Annotated in this window: 21 protein-coding genes and 1 tRNA gene; all 22 read left to right on the plus strand. The window is 59.9% G+C overall.

What is annotated here, in order from left to right; translation table 11 throughout:
• Positions 1-140, plus strand: a 140-nt coding sequence (gene tuf / locus VHE12_06175; GenBank protein ID HVZ80377.1) for an elongation factor Tu, incomplete at its 5' end; no start/stop codon positions are given.
• 24 nt (positions 141-164) lie between these two features.
• Entirely contained in the window at positions 165-314 is a 150-nt protein-coding gene (rpmG, locus tag VHE12_06180; protein ID HVZ80378.1) for a 50S ribosomal protein L33, read from the plus strand.
• 115 nt (positions 315-429) lie between these two features.
• Positions 430-505 (plus strand) — tRNA-Trp (locus tag VHE12_06185).
• Between the two features lie 57 nt (positions 506-562).
• On the plus strand, positions 563-754 hold the full coding sequence (gene secE / locus VHE12_06190) for a preprotein translocase subunit SecE (GenBank protein HVZ80379.1): 192 nt from the start codon (positions 563-565) through the stop codon (positions 752-754).
• A 25-nt stretch (positions 755-779) separates the two neighbouring features.
• Positions 780-1,310, plus strand: a complete 531-nt coding sequence (gene nusG, locus VHE12_06195; GenBank protein ID HVZ80380.1) for a transcription termination/antitermination protein NusG — start codon at positions 780-782, stop codon at positions 1,308-1,310.
• 59 nt (positions 1,311-1,369) lie between these two features.
• Positions 1,370-1,795 carry a 50S ribosomal protein L11 gene (gene rplK / locus VHE12_06200; protein ID HVZ80381.1) on the plus strand — a complete coding sequence of 142 codons (426 nt, stop codon included), beginning with the start codon at positions 1,370-1,372 and terminating at the stop codon, positions 1,793-1,795.
• An 80-nt stretch (positions 1,796-1,875) separates the two neighbouring features.
• Positions 1,876-2,586 carry a 50S ribosomal protein L1 gene (gene rplA / locus VHE12_06205; GenBank protein HVZ80382.1) on the plus strand — a complete coding sequence of 237 codons (711 nt, stop codon included), beginning with the start codon at positions 1,876-1,878 and terminating at the stop codon, positions 2,584-2,586.
• A 312-nt stretch (positions 2,587-2,898) separates the two neighbouring features.
• Entirely contained in the window at positions 2,899-3,444 is a 546-nt protein-coding gene (rplJ, locus tag VHE12_06210) for a 50S ribosomal protein L10 (protein HVZ80383.1), read from the plus strand.
• A gap of 69 nt (positions 3,445-3,513) precedes the next feature.
• Positions 3,514-3,888 (plus strand): 50S ribosomal protein L7/L12, encoded by a 375-nt coding sequence (gene rplL, locus VHE12_06215; GenBank protein HVZ80384.1) that lies wholly within the window; start codon positions 3,514-3,516, stop codon positions 3,886-3,888.
• A gap of 103 nt (positions 3,889-3,991) precedes the next feature.
• A complete protein-coding gene (locus VHE12_06220; protein ID HVZ80385.1) occupies positions 3,992-4,483 on the plus strand; it encodes a DinB family protein in 492 nt (163 codons plus the stop codon).
• Positions 4,484-4,499: 16 nt separating this feature from the next.
• The gene (gene tmk / locus VHE12_06225; GenBank protein ID HVZ80386.1) at positions 4,500-5,150 is read left to right on the plus strand and encodes a dTMP kinase; all 651 of its coding nucleotides are present in this window, start codon (positions 4,500-4,502) and stop codon (positions 5,148-5,150) included.
• Positions 5,143-6,213, plus strand: a complete 1,071-nt coding sequence (locus tag VHE12_06230) for a hypothetical protein (GenBank protein HVZ80387.1) — start codon at positions 5,143-5,145, stop codon at positions 6,211-6,213. Before tmk ends, VHE12_06230 begins: the two co-directional genes overlap by 8 nt.
• Before the next feature lie 59 nt (positions 6,214-6,272).
• Positions 6,273-8,126, plus strand: a complete 1,854-nt coding sequence (gene metG / locus VHE12_06235; GenBank protein ID HVZ80388.1) for a methionine--tRNA ligase — start codon at positions 6,273-6,275, stop codon at positions 8,124-8,126.
• A 1-nt stretch (position 8,127) separates the two neighbouring features.
• The gene (locus VHE12_06240) at positions 8,128-8,889 is read left to right on the plus strand and encodes a TatD family hydrolase (GenBank protein HVZ80389.1); all 762 of its coding nucleotides are present in this window, start codon (positions 8,128-8,130) and stop codon (positions 8,887-8,889) included.
• A gap of 80 nt (positions 8,890-8,969) precedes the next feature.
• Positions 8,970-10,013 (plus strand): anthranilate phosphoribosyltransferase, encoded by a 1,044-nt coding sequence (gene trpD / locus VHE12_06245; protein HVZ80390.1) that lies wholly within the window; start codon positions 8,970-8,972, stop codon positions 10,011-10,013.
• Positions 10,010-10,786 (plus strand): indole-3-glycerol phosphate synthase TrpC, encoded by a 777-nt coding sequence (trpC, locus tag VHE12_06250; GenBank protein HVZ80391.1) that lies wholly within the window; start codon positions 10,010-10,012, stop codon positions 10,784-10,786. Before trpD ends, trpC begins: the two co-directional genes overlap by 4 nt.
• Before the next feature lie 46 nt (positions 10,787-10,832).
• Positions 10,833-11,468, plus strand: a complete 636-nt coding sequence (locus VHE12_06255) for a phosphoribosylanthranilate isomerase (protein ID HVZ80392.1) — start codon at positions 10,833-10,835, stop codon at positions 11,466-11,468.
• Between the two features lie 9 nt (positions 11,469-11,477).
• Positions 11,478-12,050, plus strand: coding sequence for a tetratricopeptide repeat protein (locus tag VHE12_06260; protein HVZ80393.1), 573 nt, complete (start codon positions 11,478-11,480; stop codon positions 12,048-12,050).
• Positions 12,019-13,260: a tryptophan synthase subunit beta gene (gene trpB, locus VHE12_06265; GenBank protein HVZ80394.1), complete on the plus strand. Its 1,242-nt coding sequence runs from the start codon at positions 12,019-12,021 to the stop codon at positions 13,258-13,260. The genes VHE12_06260 and trpB overlap by 32 nt, the downstream gene beginning before the upstream one ends.
• Positions 13,257-14,060, plus strand: coding sequence for a tryptophan synthase subunit alpha (trpA, locus tag VHE12_06270; GenBank protein HVZ80395.1), 804 nt, complete (start codon positions 13,257-13,259; stop codon positions 14,058-14,060). The genes trpB and trpA overlap by 4 nt, the downstream gene beginning before the upstream one ends.
• Positions 14,061-14,343: 283 nt before the next feature.
• The gene (gene accD, locus VHE12_06275; GenBank protein HVZ80396.1) at positions 14,344-15,183 is read left to right on the plus strand and encodes an acetyl-CoA carboxylase, carboxyltransferase subunit beta; all 840 of its coding nucleotides are present in this window, start codon (positions 14,344-14,346) and stop codon (positions 15,181-15,183) included.
• A gap of 36 nt (positions 15,184-15,219) precedes the next feature.
• The gene (locus tag VHE12_06280) at positions 15,220-16,509 is read left to right on the plus strand and encodes a folylpolyglutamate synthase/dihydrofolate synthase family protein (protein HVZ80397.1); all 1,290 of its coding nucleotides are present in this window, start codon (positions 15,220-15,222) and stop codon (positions 16,507-16,509) included.
• The last annotated feature ends 34 nt before the right edge of the window (positions 16,510-16,543 follow it).

A 16,543-nucleotide genomic window follows, 5' to 3' on the forward strand; every position in this document is an offset into this window, starting at 1 on the left:
AGATGGTGATGCCCGGGGATAACATCACGATGGAGATCGAGTTGATCGTGCCGGTGGCGATGGAGAAGGAACTGCGTTTCGCCATCCGTGAGGGCGGCCACACCGTGGGCGCCGGCGTCGTCACCCAGATCATCGAGTAAAAAAGGACGAGGGAAAGATAACCCATGCGCGAGCAAATCACGTTGGCCTGTTCCGAGTGCAAAAGGCGCAATTACAATAAGACCCGGGACAAGCGCAAAAAGCCGGAGAAGGTCGAGATCAAGAAGTATTGCAAGTGGTGCCGCAAGCACACCCTGCACAAGGAGACCAAGTAATCCATACCCTCGTTTTCCTGTGCGAAGCCGGGCGGATCCCGGTGGGGGAAATGAGGGAGGTACAGTTTTCGGTGTTCGGGGCCGTAAGCCCGGATGGTCAAAGGGGAAACTGTATAGGGCAGTAGCTCTAATGGTAGAGCGGCGGTCTCCAAAACCGCGCGTTGCAGGTTCGAATCCTGCCTGCCCTGCCAGTCGTGTGGAAAGGGCCCGGTCATCCGGGCCGGCGAGAAACGAGGAAAGAGCGAACGATGTTCCAGAACTTGAAGGTTTTTTTCTCCGAGGCGCGGTCGGAGTTCAACAAGATCTCCTGGCCGGGTTGGGACGAGATCAAAGGGTCCACGGCGGTGGTCTGCATCACCATCGTTTTCCTGATGGTGGTCCTTTTCACCTATGACAGCGTCCTAGCCCCTGCCGTCGCTTTTGTCGTGAAGCAGCACTAAGAATTAAAGAGAGGGACCCTTTCCAATGTCCAAGCGCTGGTACGTGATCAATACCTACTCCGGTTATGAAGCCAAGGTGAAGACCAACTTGGAGAACCGGATCAAGTCCATGAAGATGGAGGACAAGATCTTCCAGATCCTCATCCCCTCGGAAGAGGTGACGGAGACCAGGGCGGGGAAGAAGCGGATCACCAACAAGAAGTTCTTCCCGGGCTACATCCTGGTGGAGATGGACATGGATGAGAATTCCTGGTCCGTGGTGCGCAATACCCCCAAGGTCACCAGCTTCGTGGGGTCGGGCAACAAGCCCATCCCCCTTCCGGACGAGGAGGTCACGGCGATCCTGGAACATATCGGGAAGCGCCGCGAACGCCGGGCCCTCAAGAGCCAGTTCGAGAAGGGTGACTTGGTGAAGGTGATGGACGGGCCTTTCGCGAATTTCTCGGGAAGCGTCGAGGAGATCAACCCTGAGCGCGAAAGAGTGAAGGTCATGGTGACCATTTTCGGCCGCCAGACCCCGGTGGAACTGGAGTTCCACCAGATCGAGAAGGAATAGCGAACTTTGAGCCCGGCCAAGGTCGGGGCCAAAAATCCAGAAAGTAGCAGGTCAAGGTCATGGCAAAAGAACTGAACGCGATGGTGAAACTGCAGATCCCGGCCGGCAAGGCCAATCCGGCGCCCCCGGTGGGCCCCGCCTTGGGACAGCACGGCGTGAACATCATGGAATTCTGCAAGCAATTCAACGCCGCCACCCAAAAGCAGGACGGGTTGATCATCCCGGTGGTCATCTCCATCTATAAGGACCGTAGCTTCACCTTCATCACGAAGACCCCTCCAGCCTCGGTCCTCCTCCTGAAGGCGGCCGGCATCCCCAAGGGGGCCGCGGTCCCCAACAAGACCAAGGTCGGCAAGGTCACCATGAAGCAGGTCGAGGAGATCGCCAAGACCAAGATGCCGGACCTGAACGCCCAGAAACTGGACTCGGCCATCCGCATGGTCGAAGGCACCGCCCGCAGCATGGGCATCGAGATCGCGAAGTAACCGGAAGCCCGCGAGGGCGACGGCAATCACTGTGGGAGCTCCGCCCTTCGGGCGAGGCGTTCGAACCACGGGAGGAAAATATGGCGAAGAAGGCAAGCAAAAGGCATCGTAAAAACCTGGAGTCGATCGACCGCACCAAGGTCTATCCCTTGGCCGAGGCGGTCGGACTGTTGAAAAAGGCCGCTCCGGCCAAGTTCAATGAGACCGTGGAGCTCCACATCCGGCTCGGCGTGGACCCCAAGAAAGCCGACCAACAGGTCCGCGGCACCGTTTCCCTCCCGAACGGGACAGGGAAGACCCTCAAAGTGGCTGTCCTGGCCAAAGGCGAGAAGATCAAGGAAGCGGAGGCCGCCGGGGCCGACTTCGCCGGGGACAACGACCTGATCGAGAAGATCGCCGGTGGGTTCCTCGACTTCGACGTCCTCGTCGCCACTCCCGACATCATGCGTGAGACCGGTAAGCTGGGTAAGGTCCTGGGTCCCAAGGGTTTGATGCCCAACCCCAAGGCTGGCACCGTGACCCCGAACGTGGGCACGGCCGTCAAGGAGATCAAGGCCGGTAAGATCGAATACCGGGTGGACGACCAGGGGATCTGCCACGCCGGCATCGGCAAGATCCAGTTCAACGAGGAACAGATCCGCCAGAACGCCGAAACCCTGATCAAGACCCTGGTTTCGGTGAAACCGTCCTCCGCCAAAGGGACCTACCTGATCTCGGCCAATTTGAGCTCCAGCATGGGTCCTGGGATCAAGGTGGATACCGGGGAGTTTACAAAATCCACGGCCAAGTGATATAGTTTGCGCCCTTCCCCGAAAAGGGGAGGGTCAAAACCTTGGGGTGAAGAGCCCGAAGGTGGTCCGGTCCTAAAGGCCGGGCCTCGGTGATCGAAGACAGCAGGCGGCTGGCGCGGAAGCGCCGGCCTTAATGGAAGGCCTGCCGAGATGCCCGCGATGTGGAAGCTCAAGGTAAGGACCGCTTGGTCCATTCCCCATGCCCTTCATCCGGTCGTTTCGGGTGAGGGGTTTTTCTTTTGGCGGGCCTAGGCCCCCGAACACCCTTTCCCATGATCCGAGAAAATCAGAACCAGATAGGTGGTGATTTTTTTGAACCAAACGCAAAAGCGTCAGCCGAAACCGGAAAAGGTGCAGGCCGTCGAAGAACTGAAGAAGAAGGTCCAGGTCGCCAAGGCCGCCGTCGTCACGAACAACGCGGGATTGACAGTGGAGGAAGTGACCGATCTTCGCGCCAAACTGTTCCACGCCAAGGTGGAATACCACGTGGTGAAGAACAACCTGGCCCGGATCGCGCTGAACCAATGCGACATCACGGTGTTGGACGACATGTTCGCCGGCCCCACGGCCATCGCGCTCGCGATGGAGGATGCGGTGGCCCCGGCCCGGGTGCTCACCAAGTTCGCCAAGGACCACGGAAAATTGACGGTCAAGGGCGGATGGATGGACGGCCGAAAGGTCTCCTTCGATGAGATCAAGGCCATGTCGAACCTTCCGAGCCGCGAGGTCCTGATCGCGAAAGCCCTGGGCAGCATGAAGTCGCCCGTGAACGGCATCGTCCAGGTCCTGGCCGGTCCGGCCCGCAAACTGGTCTACGCGCTCCAGGCCGTGGCCGATTCCAAGGCCAAGACCGCTTAAACTATTTACGAACCTGTCCCGCGGACGCGGGACGCAACGATCAAAAATGGAGAAGAAACAATGGCTACTATGACGAAAGACGATTTCATTTCCGCCATCAAGCAGATGAGCGTCCTGGACCTGAACGAGCTGGTGAAGGCCCTTGAGACCGAGTTCGGTGTTTCCGCCGCCGCCCCCGTGGCCGTGGCCGCCGCCCCCGGTGCTGGTGGCGCCGCCGTCGCCGAGGCGAAGGACACTTTCGACGTGAACCTGAAGACCGTGGATGCGGCCAAGAAGATCAACGTCATCAAGGTCGTCCGCGAAGTGACCGGTTTGGGCTTGAAGGAAGCCAAGGACCTGGTGGATGGGGCCCCCAAACCCCTGAAGACCGGCGTTCCGAAGGCGGAAGCCGATGCCATCGTCGCCAAGTTCAAGGATTCGGGCGCCGAGGTCGAGGTCAAGTAATTCGGTCGTTCTTAGCCCCCCAAGGCGCCGCCTTGGGGGGCTTTTTTATTTTCCGGCCCTCTGGGTGGGGTTAACATAAGCCACCTTTCCACGGGAGTTTCCCATGTCCGATCCGCTTTTGGACCAATTCCGCAAGAACTTCGAATACGACCATTGGGCGAACGGTCTTTTCCTGGAGGCTTTGGAGGATATGCCGGACCCGCCCGAGAAGGCGATCAAGGGTTTTGCCCACATCCTCTTTGCCCTGGATGTCTGGCTGGCCCGGCTGATGAAGGAAGACCTGTCCACTTTCACGGACCCGAACCCACCCTACAGCCTGGCCGAAAGCCGGAGAAAACTGGAGGATCTCCATGGAAAATGGAAGGGTTATCTGTCCGGGTTGACCCCGGAGGGCATGCGGTCCCAACTGGCCTATCAAAACTTGAAGGGGAAAAAGTTCGAACAATCGGTCCAGAACATCCTGGTCCATGTGTCCCACCATTCCCATTACCACCGCGGACAATTGGCGTCCCTGATCGCCCAGGCAGGAGGCAAGAGGCCCAACACGGATTACGGGGCCTATGTCATGGAGACCGGCGAAGTGAGAGCCCTTTGAACCAACGGGGGAGCCATTGAAAAAGGGATTGTTCATCACGTTCGAAGGGACCGAGGGGTCCGGGAAGAGCACCCAATTGGGCTTGCTGGCCAAGGTGCTCCGGGAGCACCGCATCCCCCATCTGGTGACCCGGGAGCCGGGCGGGTCCCGGCTCAGCACCCAATTGCGCCATTGGATCCTCAATAAGCTCGACTACAACCTGATGCCCGAGACGGAACTTTTTTTGTTCTTGGCCGACCGGGCCCAGCACGTGAAGGAGGTCGTGGAGCCAGCCCTGGCCGAGGGGAAGGTCGTCCTTTGCGACCGCTATACCGATTCAACCCTGGCCTATCAAGGCGGGGGGCGCGGGTTCGAGCTTGGGCGCCTGTCCTTGCTGAACGAGACGGCCTCGGGCGGATTGAAGCCCGATCTGACCCTTCTTTTCGACCTTCCCGTTGAAGTGGGCCTGAGGAGGGCCATGGGCCGTGGGAAAGGAAAGGACCGCATGGAGCGGGAAGCTTTGGCCTTCCATCGGAGGGTCCGTAAAGTGTTCTTGGAACTGGCCCGGAAAGAAAAGGGCCGCTTCGTCCTTCTGGACGCCGCCCAAAGCCAGGCCATGGTCTATCAGGAAATGCTGGAGCGGCTCATCGACCGTCTGCCCCTGAAGCGGAGCCGTTCCCGTGGCTGATTTCGAAACACCCAGGCTCGAAGAACTGGATAGCCAGCCGGAAGCCCAAAGGCTCCTGCTTTCCTTCCTGAAGGAACCATCGACCCGTTCCTTCCTTTGGTTGGGCCCCCAAGGTTCGGGGAAAAGGACCCATGCCGTTTCCTTTGTGAGGAACCTTTTCTGCAAGGAGGGAACGGGCTGTCCGGGTTGTCCCGCCTGCAAGCAGGTGCTTTCCAAGACCCATCCGGACCTCTTTTGGGTCCAACGGGACCATTTTTGGACCGAGGTCAGCGAGGATATCAAGAAACAGGGGATCGTGGTCAGCACGGCCAAGCGTCTGGCCGAGAAGCTGAACCAGGCGGCCTTCTCGGCGCCCTTCAAGGTGGCGGTCATCCCCGATGCCGACCAGTTGAACATCGAAGCCCAGAATGTCCTGCTGAAGACATTGGAAGAGCCGCCTGCCGATACCATCCTGATCCTGCTCGCGGAAAAGGCGGGGGATTTCCTCCCGACGGTCCTTTCCCGCTGCCGCATCATCCGGTTCCAGGCCCTTGCGGTGGCGAAGGTCGAAAAGATTCTGGTCGATATCCATGGGTGGAAGGGGCCCGAGGCCAAGAAGGCGGCCTTGGCGTCCAATGGGAACCTGACCGAAGCCCTCCGGATGGCGGATCCCCAATGGGTCGCTTTCTGGGAGAAGGTCTGCTCCGAGATGGACGGGGCGCTGGGCGGCGGGGACGGACTTTGGCTGGCCTTAGGGAGCGAATATGACGGCTGGGAGCCGGACTGGCTCCCGGATACCGAGATGACGGCCACCCAGCGAAAAGGGATGGTCCTGGGGGCGGTCTTCCAGGTCTATTCGAACCTTTGGTCCCGCCGGATGCGGGGGGACGCCGAGATCCCGAGGGCTCTGGCCACCCTTCCGCCCGACCAGGTCCTGCGTTGCCTCCAAAAGCACCGGGACATCCTGGAGCAGAACCTGGGCGCCAAAATGGTCCTGGACCATCTTTTCCTGGAACTGCGGGAAGGGTTGAAGAAGGGTTCCTTGGAAAATCCGTCCTTCATGGAACTTTCAACGCAGATTTAGAGCCCCGCCCCTTTCCCTTTTCGATAAAATCCACCTCCTAAAACGACCCGGAGAAACCCGTGGAAGCCAAAAAGACCTTTTACGTCACGACCCCGATCTATTACGTGAACGACGTGCCCCATATCGGCCACGCCTATTCCACCGTGGGCGCGGATGTATTGGCGCGGTTCAAGCGCATGGACGGTTACGAGGTCTTCTTCTTGACGGGGACCGATGAACACGGCCAAAAGATCGCCAAGAGCGCCAAGGAAAAGGGCCTGGAACCCAAGCAATTGGCCGACCAGGTGGTGGAACGCTTCAAGGAAGCCTGGGCCGAGCTAGGTATCACCTACGACCGTTTCATCCGGACCACCGATGAAGAGCACCGCAAGGCCGCCCGGGCCTTCTTCAAGAAGGTCATGGACGCCGGCTACATCTACAAAAGTCATTACGAGGGTTGGTATTGCCTGCCTGACGAAAAGTTCCTCCTGGATTCGGAGGTCAAGGATGGTCCTGATGGGACCAAGACCTGCCCGGACTGCGGGCGTGCGGTCGAGCGCATCAAGGAAGAGAATTATTTTTTCAAGATGTCGACTTTCCAAAAGCCGCTGGAAGATCATTTGGCGGCCCACCCCGAATTCCTCCAGCCGGAAAGCCGAAAGAACGAACTCATCAACAATTTCATCAAGCCCGGTCTGGCCGACGTTTCCATCACCCGCTCCACGGTGAAGTGGGGCATCCCGGCCCCTGTCCCTGAGGAAACGGTCATCTATGTCTGGTTCGACGCCCTGATCAACTATCTCTCGGCCCTGGGATGGCCCGACGGGGAGAACTATAAGAAATTCTGGCCGGCGGACGTCCACATCATCGGCAAGGACATCCTGCGCTTCCATACCACCATTTGGCCCACCATGCTGATGGCCGCCGGATTGCCGCTCCCCCAAAAGGTCTTTGGAACGGGTTTCATCAATATGGGCGGGGAGAAGATGTCCAAAAGCTTGGGCAATGTGATCAGCCCCATGGACGTCATCGGCCTCTATGGGGCCGACGCCCTGCGTTATTACCTGATGCGGGAAGTGGTCTTTGGCCTGGATGGCACCTTCACCCCGGAGGCTTTTGAGGGCCGCTTCAATGGGGACTTGGCCAATGATTTGGGGAACCTGGTCAGCCGGACCCTCACGATGGTCGAAAAGTATTTTGGAGGGACCATCCCGGGCACGGCCCAGGTCTTCGACCTTGCGATGCCGGGGAAATCCCAGGCGGAAGAAACGCGCGGGCTCATGGACCGTTTGGCCTTCGACGTGGTTTTAGGCCAATATTGGGAATTGATAAAAACGGCCAATAAATACATCCAAGTATCGGCCCCGTGGAATTTGGCAAAGGACGAGGCCAAAAGGCCGGAACTCCAAAAGGTGATCTTCACTTTGGTGGAGGTCCTGCGCGTGACGGCGATCCGGTTATCGCCTTTCATGCCTTTTACGGCGCAGGCCATTTGGGAACAATTGGGCTTCGTGGATAAGGTCGAAGGGCACTCTTTCTCGGAGACGGAGAGGCCCGGAATTTACGGTCCGGGTCAAAAGGTCCGGGTAGGGAATCCGCTATTCCCCCGGATCGAAAAGAAAGAGGAGGGTGAAAAGGTCCCGGTCTCCGGGGAGGGGGGCATTGAAGCGACGCAAAATGCCATCAAGAAAAAGATCGTCCAGCATTTTAGATCCAAGAACCTGAAGCCGGAAATGGGGTGGCTGGCCACTTCCAGCCGGGAATATCCCGAATTGTTGGCCAAGGGAAAGTACGGTTTCTATGTCCGTACGCCGGATAAAAAACGGACCATCATCGAGGTCGAGAAGGAAAAATTGATGGATCCCCGGTCCGTCGATTCCTTGAGCGGGACCATGACGGCTGAGGCCGAAAAGATCATGGCTTCGGCCGGCTGACATGCTCATCGATACCCATTGCCATCTGGATGATGAACGGTTGGCGCCGGAGGAACTTTTTGTGCTCCAGCGGGCGGGTGAGGCAGGGGTCGAATATATGGTGACCATCGGCACCGATGAGAGGACCTCGGCGGCGGCGGCCGCCATCGCATCGCGCTACCCCGGAAGGGTCTTTCACACGGTCGGCGCCCATCCTTCCGACGTGGACCGCTTTTCCGAGGCCGAACTTTCCGAAGTGGAACGTTTGGCCCGGGAGACCGCACCCAAGGCCATCGGGGAGATCGGTCTGGATTACTATCATTCCTCCGACCGGGCCAAGCAGGCCCAGGTCCTTGACCGGATGATTAAGCTGGCCCGGGAACTTTCCCTGCCGATCGTCATCCATGACCGGGACGCCCACGAGGACATCCTCAAGACCCTCCAGGAAAAGGCCCGGGGTCTCAAGATCATGATGCACTGCTATTCGGCGGGACCTTCCTTCGTCGACCCATTCATGGAGCTGGGTTGTTATTTTTCCATCGCCGGGCCGGTCACCTTCAAGAACGGGCAGGAGCATCGCGACGCGGTCGCCCGCATCCCCTTGGACCGGTTGGTCGTGGAGACCGACTCCCCTTACCTGACCCCCATGCCCCACCGGGGAAAACGCAACGAACCCGCCTATGTCAAATTCACCGCCGAGAAGGTGGCCGAAGTGAAGGGCCTCTCCCTCGACGAGGTCGCCGCCCAAACCACCCTCAATGCCCGGCGATTCTTCGACTTTTGAGCCTTGCCCGGGCCTATTGGTTTTGAAAGCCTTCCAGGTAGAATAACCGTCCCCTTTGAGGGGCCCTGAAAGGTACGGCCATGATCCGCGACTCCCTCGTCAAACTTTCCCAAAAACGGGACCTCTCCGAACAAGAGGCCTATGAAGCCGTCCTGGAGATACTGGAAGGGAAAACCACTCCCGCCCAGATCGGTTCCTATCTTTCGATGCTCGCCTACAAAGGCGAAAGATCCGACGAGGTGGTCGGAAGTGTCCGCGCCATGCGCGAGAAAATGGAAAAAGTGGATACGGAGGGCCTGGAACCCATCGATGTCTGTGGGACAGGTGGGGACCACAAGGGGACCTTCAACATTTCGACGGCCGCTTCTTTGGTGCTGGCCGGGGGTGGGGTGGCGGTCGCTAAGCACGGCAATCGGGCGGCCTCGAGCCAATGTGGAAGCGCCGAAGTTTTGGACACTTTGGGGGTCAAACTGGACGCCCCGTCCCGCATCCTTCAAGAATGCCTCAAGGAAGCGGGGATCGCCTTTTTCTTCGCGCCCCATTTCCATCCGGCCATGAAGAATGTGGGTCCCTATCGAAAAGAGATCGGTATCAGGACCATTTTCAACATCCTGGGACCCATGAGCAATCCGGCCTCGGTCAGGCGCCAAGTCATAGGCGCTTTCAGCGATGCGGTCCTTCCGTTGATAGGCGATACCCTTCGCCGCACGGGAAGTGAAAGAGTGATCGTTTTGCACAGCAAGGATGGCCTGGATGAGGTTTCCTGCGCCGCCGAAACGACGATCTGCGAATATTTCCCCGACCAAAATCCGGACCACAAAGCCCAGGCCACTTTTTCAGTCAAACCGGAGGATTTTGGGCTGCCCCGGCACCCGCTGAGCGAGATCATGGGGAGCGACGCGCCGGCCAACGCCCGGATCATTGAATCGATCTTGAACGGGGAAAAGGGGCCCAAAAGGGACGCGGTGGTCATGAACGCGGCCATTGGATTCTGTTTGGCGAACGACATGAAACAGATGGACCCGAAGCTGCTTGGGTCCTTCCGGAAGAAGGCGGAAGACTCGATCGATTCCGGGAAGGCCTTGAAGGCCCTGGAGACGCTCAAAAAGGTCTCGCACCAATGAGCATCCTCACCCGGATCGCCGAGACCAAGAAAGAGGAGGTCGCGCGCCTGAAGCGGGAAAGGGGATTGGCCTCCCTGAAGGAAGGGGCCGCCTCCCAAGCCCCGGCCCGGGATTTCGCGGCGGCCATCCAACGACCCGGCAAGCTCTCCCTGATCGCCGAGTTGAAGAAGGCCAGCCCTTCCAAGGGCGTTCTCCGGGAGGATTTCCGGATCGAACCCTTGGCCGAGGCTTACGCCGCAGGCGGTGCCCAGGCCCTGTCCGTCCTGACCGATGTTCCCTATTTCCAGGGGTCCCTTTCCTACCTTCCCTTGGCCAAGAAGGCCTCCGGTCTTCCGGTCCTCCGGAAGGATTTCATCGTGGATGAGCTCCAGGTCCTCGAGGCCCGGGAAGCCGGGGCGGATGCCATCCTCCTCATCGCGGCCATGTTGACCCCCTCCCTCATGAAAGAGCTCAAGGCCTTGGCCGCCGGGCTGGGGATGGCCAGCCTGATCGAAGTGCACGACGAAAGGGAATTGGAAGTGGCCCTGGCCATCCAGCCCAAGTTGCTGGGGATCAATAACCGGGACCTGAACGACTTTTCCGTGACGCTCCAGACCACGTTCGATCTGGCCCCGAAATGCCCGCAGGGGACGGTGCTGGTCAGCGAGAGCGGGATCTTCAAAAAAGAAGACTGCTTGAAAGTGCAAAAGGCGGGGGTCTCGGCGGTGCTGGTGGGGGAAGCTTTCATGACGGCCCCCGATGTGGAAGGGGCTGTGCGGGCCTTGATGCCCTGACACCCCCATCCGATCGTTGGATGGATCCCTAGGACCGGAGGGTCCCATGTTCCGAACCAAGATCTGCGGTGTGACAAGGGAAAGCGACGTCCGCGCCATCGCCCGCGCCGGGGCGGATGCCATCGGTTTCCAGATGTCCCTGGGGCCCCGCAAATTGACCCTTGCCCGGGCCCGCCGCCTGGTGAAAGCCGTTCCGTCCCGCCTCCTTTGCGTCGGGGTCTTCGTGGATGAGCCCTTGTCCCAGGTCAAGAAAGCGGTCACTTATTGCGGGTTCGACGCGGTCCAATTGCATGGAAGGGAAAGCGCGGATTATTGTGGGGCTTTGAAGGTCCCTGTCATCAAGGTTATCCGGATGAAAGGCCCGAACACCTTCCGGGTCTTTCGGACCTATCCCGTTGCGGCCTTTTTATTGGATACCTATAATAAAAACGTTCCCGGTGGAACGGGAAAGACCTTCCAGACGACCTGGGCCCGCAAAGCCGTTCTTGGCCTTCCGGCCCCAGTGATCCTAGCGGGTGGGTTGACACCCGAGAACGTGCAAAAAGCCGCAGAACGGTCCGGCGCCTTTGGGGTGGATGTTTCCAGCGGCGTGGAATCCGGTCCGGGCCTGAAAGACCCCCGCAAAGTCTCCATGTTCATCCGTAACGCCCGAAAAGCCTTTCGCCCGATCCAAGGGAACTGAGGTCCCCGCATGGCCGATCAGAAGTCCCTCATCATCAAGCTGGCCCACATCTACTACCACACCGGTAGCTGGGATAAGGCCATCATTGAATATGAGAAGATCATCGCCATCGATCCCAATGACCATAACGTCCACACCACCCTGGGGGAGATCTACCTCAAGAAGGGCGACCTGGAAAAGGCCTTCAAACAGTTCGAGACCGCCGCCAACGGCTTCGTTCGGGAGAAGAACCCGAAGAAGGCGGCCGGGGCTTTCCGGGAAATGGCCAATCTCGTCCAGAAGATGATCGAGCCCGTCGACCTTGAAAAAGCCGTCGCCGCCTATAAAGATATCCTCTCCAAGTTGCCGGATTCGCCCGAGACCATGACGCACCTGCGTGATCTTTACCTGCGGCACAACCAGATCCCCGAGGCCATCTCCTATACGCTTTCCTTGGGTGACCTCTACAACCGCCTGGATTACGTGGATAAAGCCGAGAACGAGTACACCAAAGCCTTGACCTTGGACCCGGCGCATGCCGTGGCCAAAGAAAAACTGGAAAAATTGAAGAATGAGATCCAACAGAACCATCCATCCCTCTAAAGGCCCCTCCTTGCCGGATGCCCGGGGTTATTTCGGCCCCTACGGGGGTCAGTTCGTTCCCGAGACCCTCATGGCGGCCCTCGCCGAGCTGACCGCCGCTTACGCGGTGGCCCGCAAGGACAAGGCGTTCCGGGCCGAACTGCGGTCCTACCTGACCGAATACGACGGTCGACCCACGCCCCTGACCTTCGCCGCCAATTTGACCAAGACCTTGGGCGGGGCCCGGATCTACCTGAAACGGGAGGATTTGAACCATACCGGCGCCCACAAGATCAACAACTGCCTGGGCCAGATCCTGCTCGCCAAGCGGATGGGCAAGAAGAGGATCATCGCCGAGACCGGGGCGGGTCAGCATGGGGTGGCCACGGCCACCGTCTGCGCCCTCTTCGGCCTCCAGTGCGAGGTCTATATGGGCGAAGAGGACGTGCGGCGACAGGCCCTGAACGTCTTCCGCATGAAGCTGTTGGGCGCCAAGGTCCATGCCGTCTCGGCCGGGACCAGGACCCTCAAGGACGCCATGAGCGAGGCCATTCGGGACTGGGTCACCAACGTGCGGAACACCTACTACCTGATCGGGTCCACCGCCGGCCCCCATCCCTATCCCATGATCGTCCGGGATTTCCAGAAGGTCGTGGGGGAGGAGGCGCGGCGCCAGGTGCTGGCCAAGACGGGCCGTCTGCCGGACCTTCTGGTCGCCTGTGTGAACGGTGGCTCCAACGCCATCGGGCTTTTTTATCCCTTCATCAAGGACCGGAAGGTCAAGATGGTCGGGGTCGAGGCCGCGGGGGATGGGGTGGACACCAAACGCCATGCCGCCACCATGGGGAAGGGGAAGCCGGGCGTGCTCCACGGGAGCATGAGCTACGTGCTCCAGGACGCCGACGGCCAGATCGCCGAGACCCATTCCATCTCGGCGGGGCTCGACTATCCCGGCGTGGGGCCCGAACACGCCTGGCTCAGGGATACGGGGCGGGCGACCTACGTATCGGTCACGGACAAGCAGGCCCTGGAAGCCTTCCAGACCCTCGCCCGTCACGAAGGGATCCTTCCGGCCCTCGAAAGTTCCCACGCGGTCTACCAAGCCTGCAAAATGGCCCCCCGGATGTCCAAACGGTCGATCCTGGTCGTCAATCTTTCGGGTCGTGGCGATAAGGACGTCAATACGGTCCTGGACCGGTTGGGTGCCGACCTGGGGAAGGGCCGGGCATGAGCCGGAAACTCCAGGTCCTTTTCCAACGCGCCCAGCAGGATGGACGGGCCCTTTTCCTTCCCTATGTTTGCCTGGGTTATCCCGATTACCGCTCGTCCCTCGAGACGGCCAAGGCGGCCCTCCGGGCTGGGGCGGCGGCCCTGGAATTGGGGGTCCCTTTTTCCGACCCCATCGCCGACGGGCCCACGCTCCAAAAGGCCACTTTCCGTTCCCTTGCCCAGGGAACCAAATTCCGCGATGTTTTCCGGCTCATCCGGGACCTGAGGAAAGCCGGGTTCGACCAGCCCCTTTTGGTCATGACTTACCTGAACCTCGTGGATCGAATGGGCCTGAAAGCCTTCGCCGAGGCCTTGGTCCGGGCCGGAGGGGATGGGGCCATCATTCCGGACCTGCCCCTGGAGGAGTTCCCGGCCTGGAAGAAGATCTTCGATCCCCAAGACCTGGCTTTGATCCCTTTCGTGGCCCCCACCTCGCCCGCATCCCGGGTCCGGTTGGCCGATTCGATGGAGGCTCCCTTCCTTTATTACGTTTCGGTGACCGGCGTGACGGGTGTGCGAAAGACCCTAGCTCCCGGTCTGCTACGGGACCTCCAGAGCCTGGATAAACGCTTGAGGACGCCGGTCGTGGTGGGGTTCGGTATCTCCAATGCCCGCCAGGCCGCCCAGGTGGGTAAGGTCGCGCGGGGCGTCATCATCGCCAGCGCCCTGATCCAGCTCATTTCACGGACCCCCAAGTCCCGGATCGCCGCCCAAGTCGGGCGCTTTTGCGCAGGGGTCGTGTCCGCCCTCCGGCGAGGTTGAGGCCTGGAAAGGCAATTTCTGGGATCCATTCCAACGGCCCCAGGTTCTTTTGGTCATTGGCCTTTTTGGCGGGAACCTCTGCCCGGACTTGACCCTTCTGTCCGAAAATTATTTCAATAACGGGAATTTTGGAGTGGGGGGTCGGGCCGCGTGGAAATGGGGCAAGGGCCTTGTTCTTGCGGGCTCTCATGAGCGTCCAAGCCTTGCCCGTTGACATCCGCCGGAGCGGAATGCTTAGATAAGCGCCCACTGTGGCCATTCCTACGGTCAAAAGGAGACTTCCTTGGTCTGGTATCAAAAACCGAAAAAAACCATCACGAAAGCCTTGGGGAAAAAGTTGGTGCAGGTCCCCCAGGGTCTTTATGCCAAGTGCAAGGGCTGTTCGGCCATCCTCTACAACAAGGAATTGGACAAGAACTACAAAGTCTGTCCCAAGTGCGGTTACCATTACCAGCTCTCCGCCCTGGAACGGCTATACCTGACCATGGATTCGGGTTCTTTCGAGGAATTCGATGAGAACCTCACCTCCAAGAACCCGCTGGAATTCCCCGAATACGACGACAAGTTGGTGAAGGGCCAGGAAAAGGCCAAGATGAAGGACGGGGTCATCACCGGGGTCGGAAAGATCAACGGGCAGCCCGCTTCCATCGCCATCATGGATTTCCAGTTCATGGGAGGTAGCTTGGGCAGCGTGGTGGGCGAGAAGATCACCCGGGCCGTCGAACGGGCCATCGCCCGCCGTATCGGCATGATCATCGTCTGCACCTCGGGGGGCGCGCGGATGCAGGAGGGTATCTTCTCCTTGATGCAGATGGCCAAGACCTCCGCCGCCCTGGCGCGGTTGGGTGAGGCCGGGCTTCCTTTCATCGCGGTCCTGACCGATCCAACGACCGGGGGTGTGGCCGCTTCCTATGGGATGCTGGGGGACCTTAATATCGCCGAACCCGGCGCCCTGGTGGGTTTCGCGGGCCCCCGGGTCATCGAACAGACCATCCGCCAAAAGCTCCCCAAAGGGTTCCAGCGCGCCGAGTTCCTCCATGAGCATGGTTTCGTGGATGAGGTCGTGCCCCGCAGTCAGATGAAAAAGACCCTGGGCAATTACCTGAAGTTCTTCGCTGCCTGACCTTCCTATCCCTATCCTGGATTCAAAGGACCTTCCGTGGGCCCATTGGAACGTTTGGAATCCCTGGAGCGTTTCGGATGGCGCTTCGGCCTGGATTCCATCCGAGCCCTGCTCCGGGAACTGGGGAACCCCGAAAAGGGGCTGAATGTCATCCATGTGGCGGGTTCCAACGGCAAGGGCTCCGTTTGTTCCTTCACCGCCTCCATCCTCCGGGCGGCGGGACTACGCACCGGGCTCTATACTTCCCCCCATCTCTGTGACCTTCGGGAGAGGTTCCGCGTTGACGGCCGCTGGATACCTCGAAGGGACCTTTTGCGTCTTTCGCGACGGGTGTTGGCGGCCTGTGGCAAGGTGCGGGGGCGGATGGGCCATTCCCCGACCCATTTCGAGGCCCTGACGGCCCTTGCCTTCCTCTGGTTCTGCGAGCGGAAGGTGGACTGGGTGGTTCTGGAGGTGGGCCTGGGCGGAAGATTGGACGCCACCAATGCCATCGAGGATCCCAAGGTCTGCCTCATCGCTCCCGTCGGGTTGGAACACCAGGAGATCCTGGGGGATGACATCCTCTCCATCGCGGCGGAAAAGGCGGGGATTCTGAAACCCGGTTGCTTCGCCGCTGCGTGGCAGCCGGACCGCAGGGCCGCTGGGACCATCGACCGGAAAGCGGAAGCCCTGGGGGTGCCGCTGGCTTTGGCGGGGCGCAATTACCGTTTTCGGGCGACTTCCAAGGGCTTCCGGTGGAACGGGCTGGGCTTCAAGGACCATTTCACCCTACCGGCTACGGGTATGTTCCAAAGGGGCAACGCGGCCCTGGCCGTGGCCGGGGTCCGGGCCTTGGAGACCCAGGGTCTTTCCCTGGACAGCGCGACCATCCAAAAGGGGTTGTCCGCCGCATCCTGGCCTGGACGATTCGAGCGCATCTCCCGGGATCCTTTGGTCCTATTGGATGGAGCCCACAATCCTGACGGGGCGGCAGCCTTGTCGGAGGCTTTGGCCCATGGATATCCGGGAAAGCATTGGGTGGTCCTGAACGGGTTCCTGGCCGATAAGGATGTGGAAGGCATCGTTGGGAAGTTGGCGGGAAGGACGGCCCTTTCGATCGCCACGGAGCCGCCAAGCGGCCGCCGACAGGAAGGTTCGCGTGTCATGCGGGTCTGGGAAGGGAAGGGCATACCGGTGTTTTGGATCAAGGATTGGCGTAAAGCCTTGGATCTGGCGGCCCGAAAGGCGCGGGAAATGGAACGCGGTCTTTTGATCACCGGATCGCTTTATTTAGTGGGGGCTTGCCGGGGCCGATGGGCCGGGTCCAAGGGGTTGGAACGGATCTAAGGTTTCGGTCCACTTCGCCCCCGAAATTCCTATA

The organism is bacterium (assembly GCA_035549195.1).
Lineage (GTDB): Bacteria > Oederibacteriota > Muellerivitia > Muellerivitales > Muellerivitaceae > DASZRK01.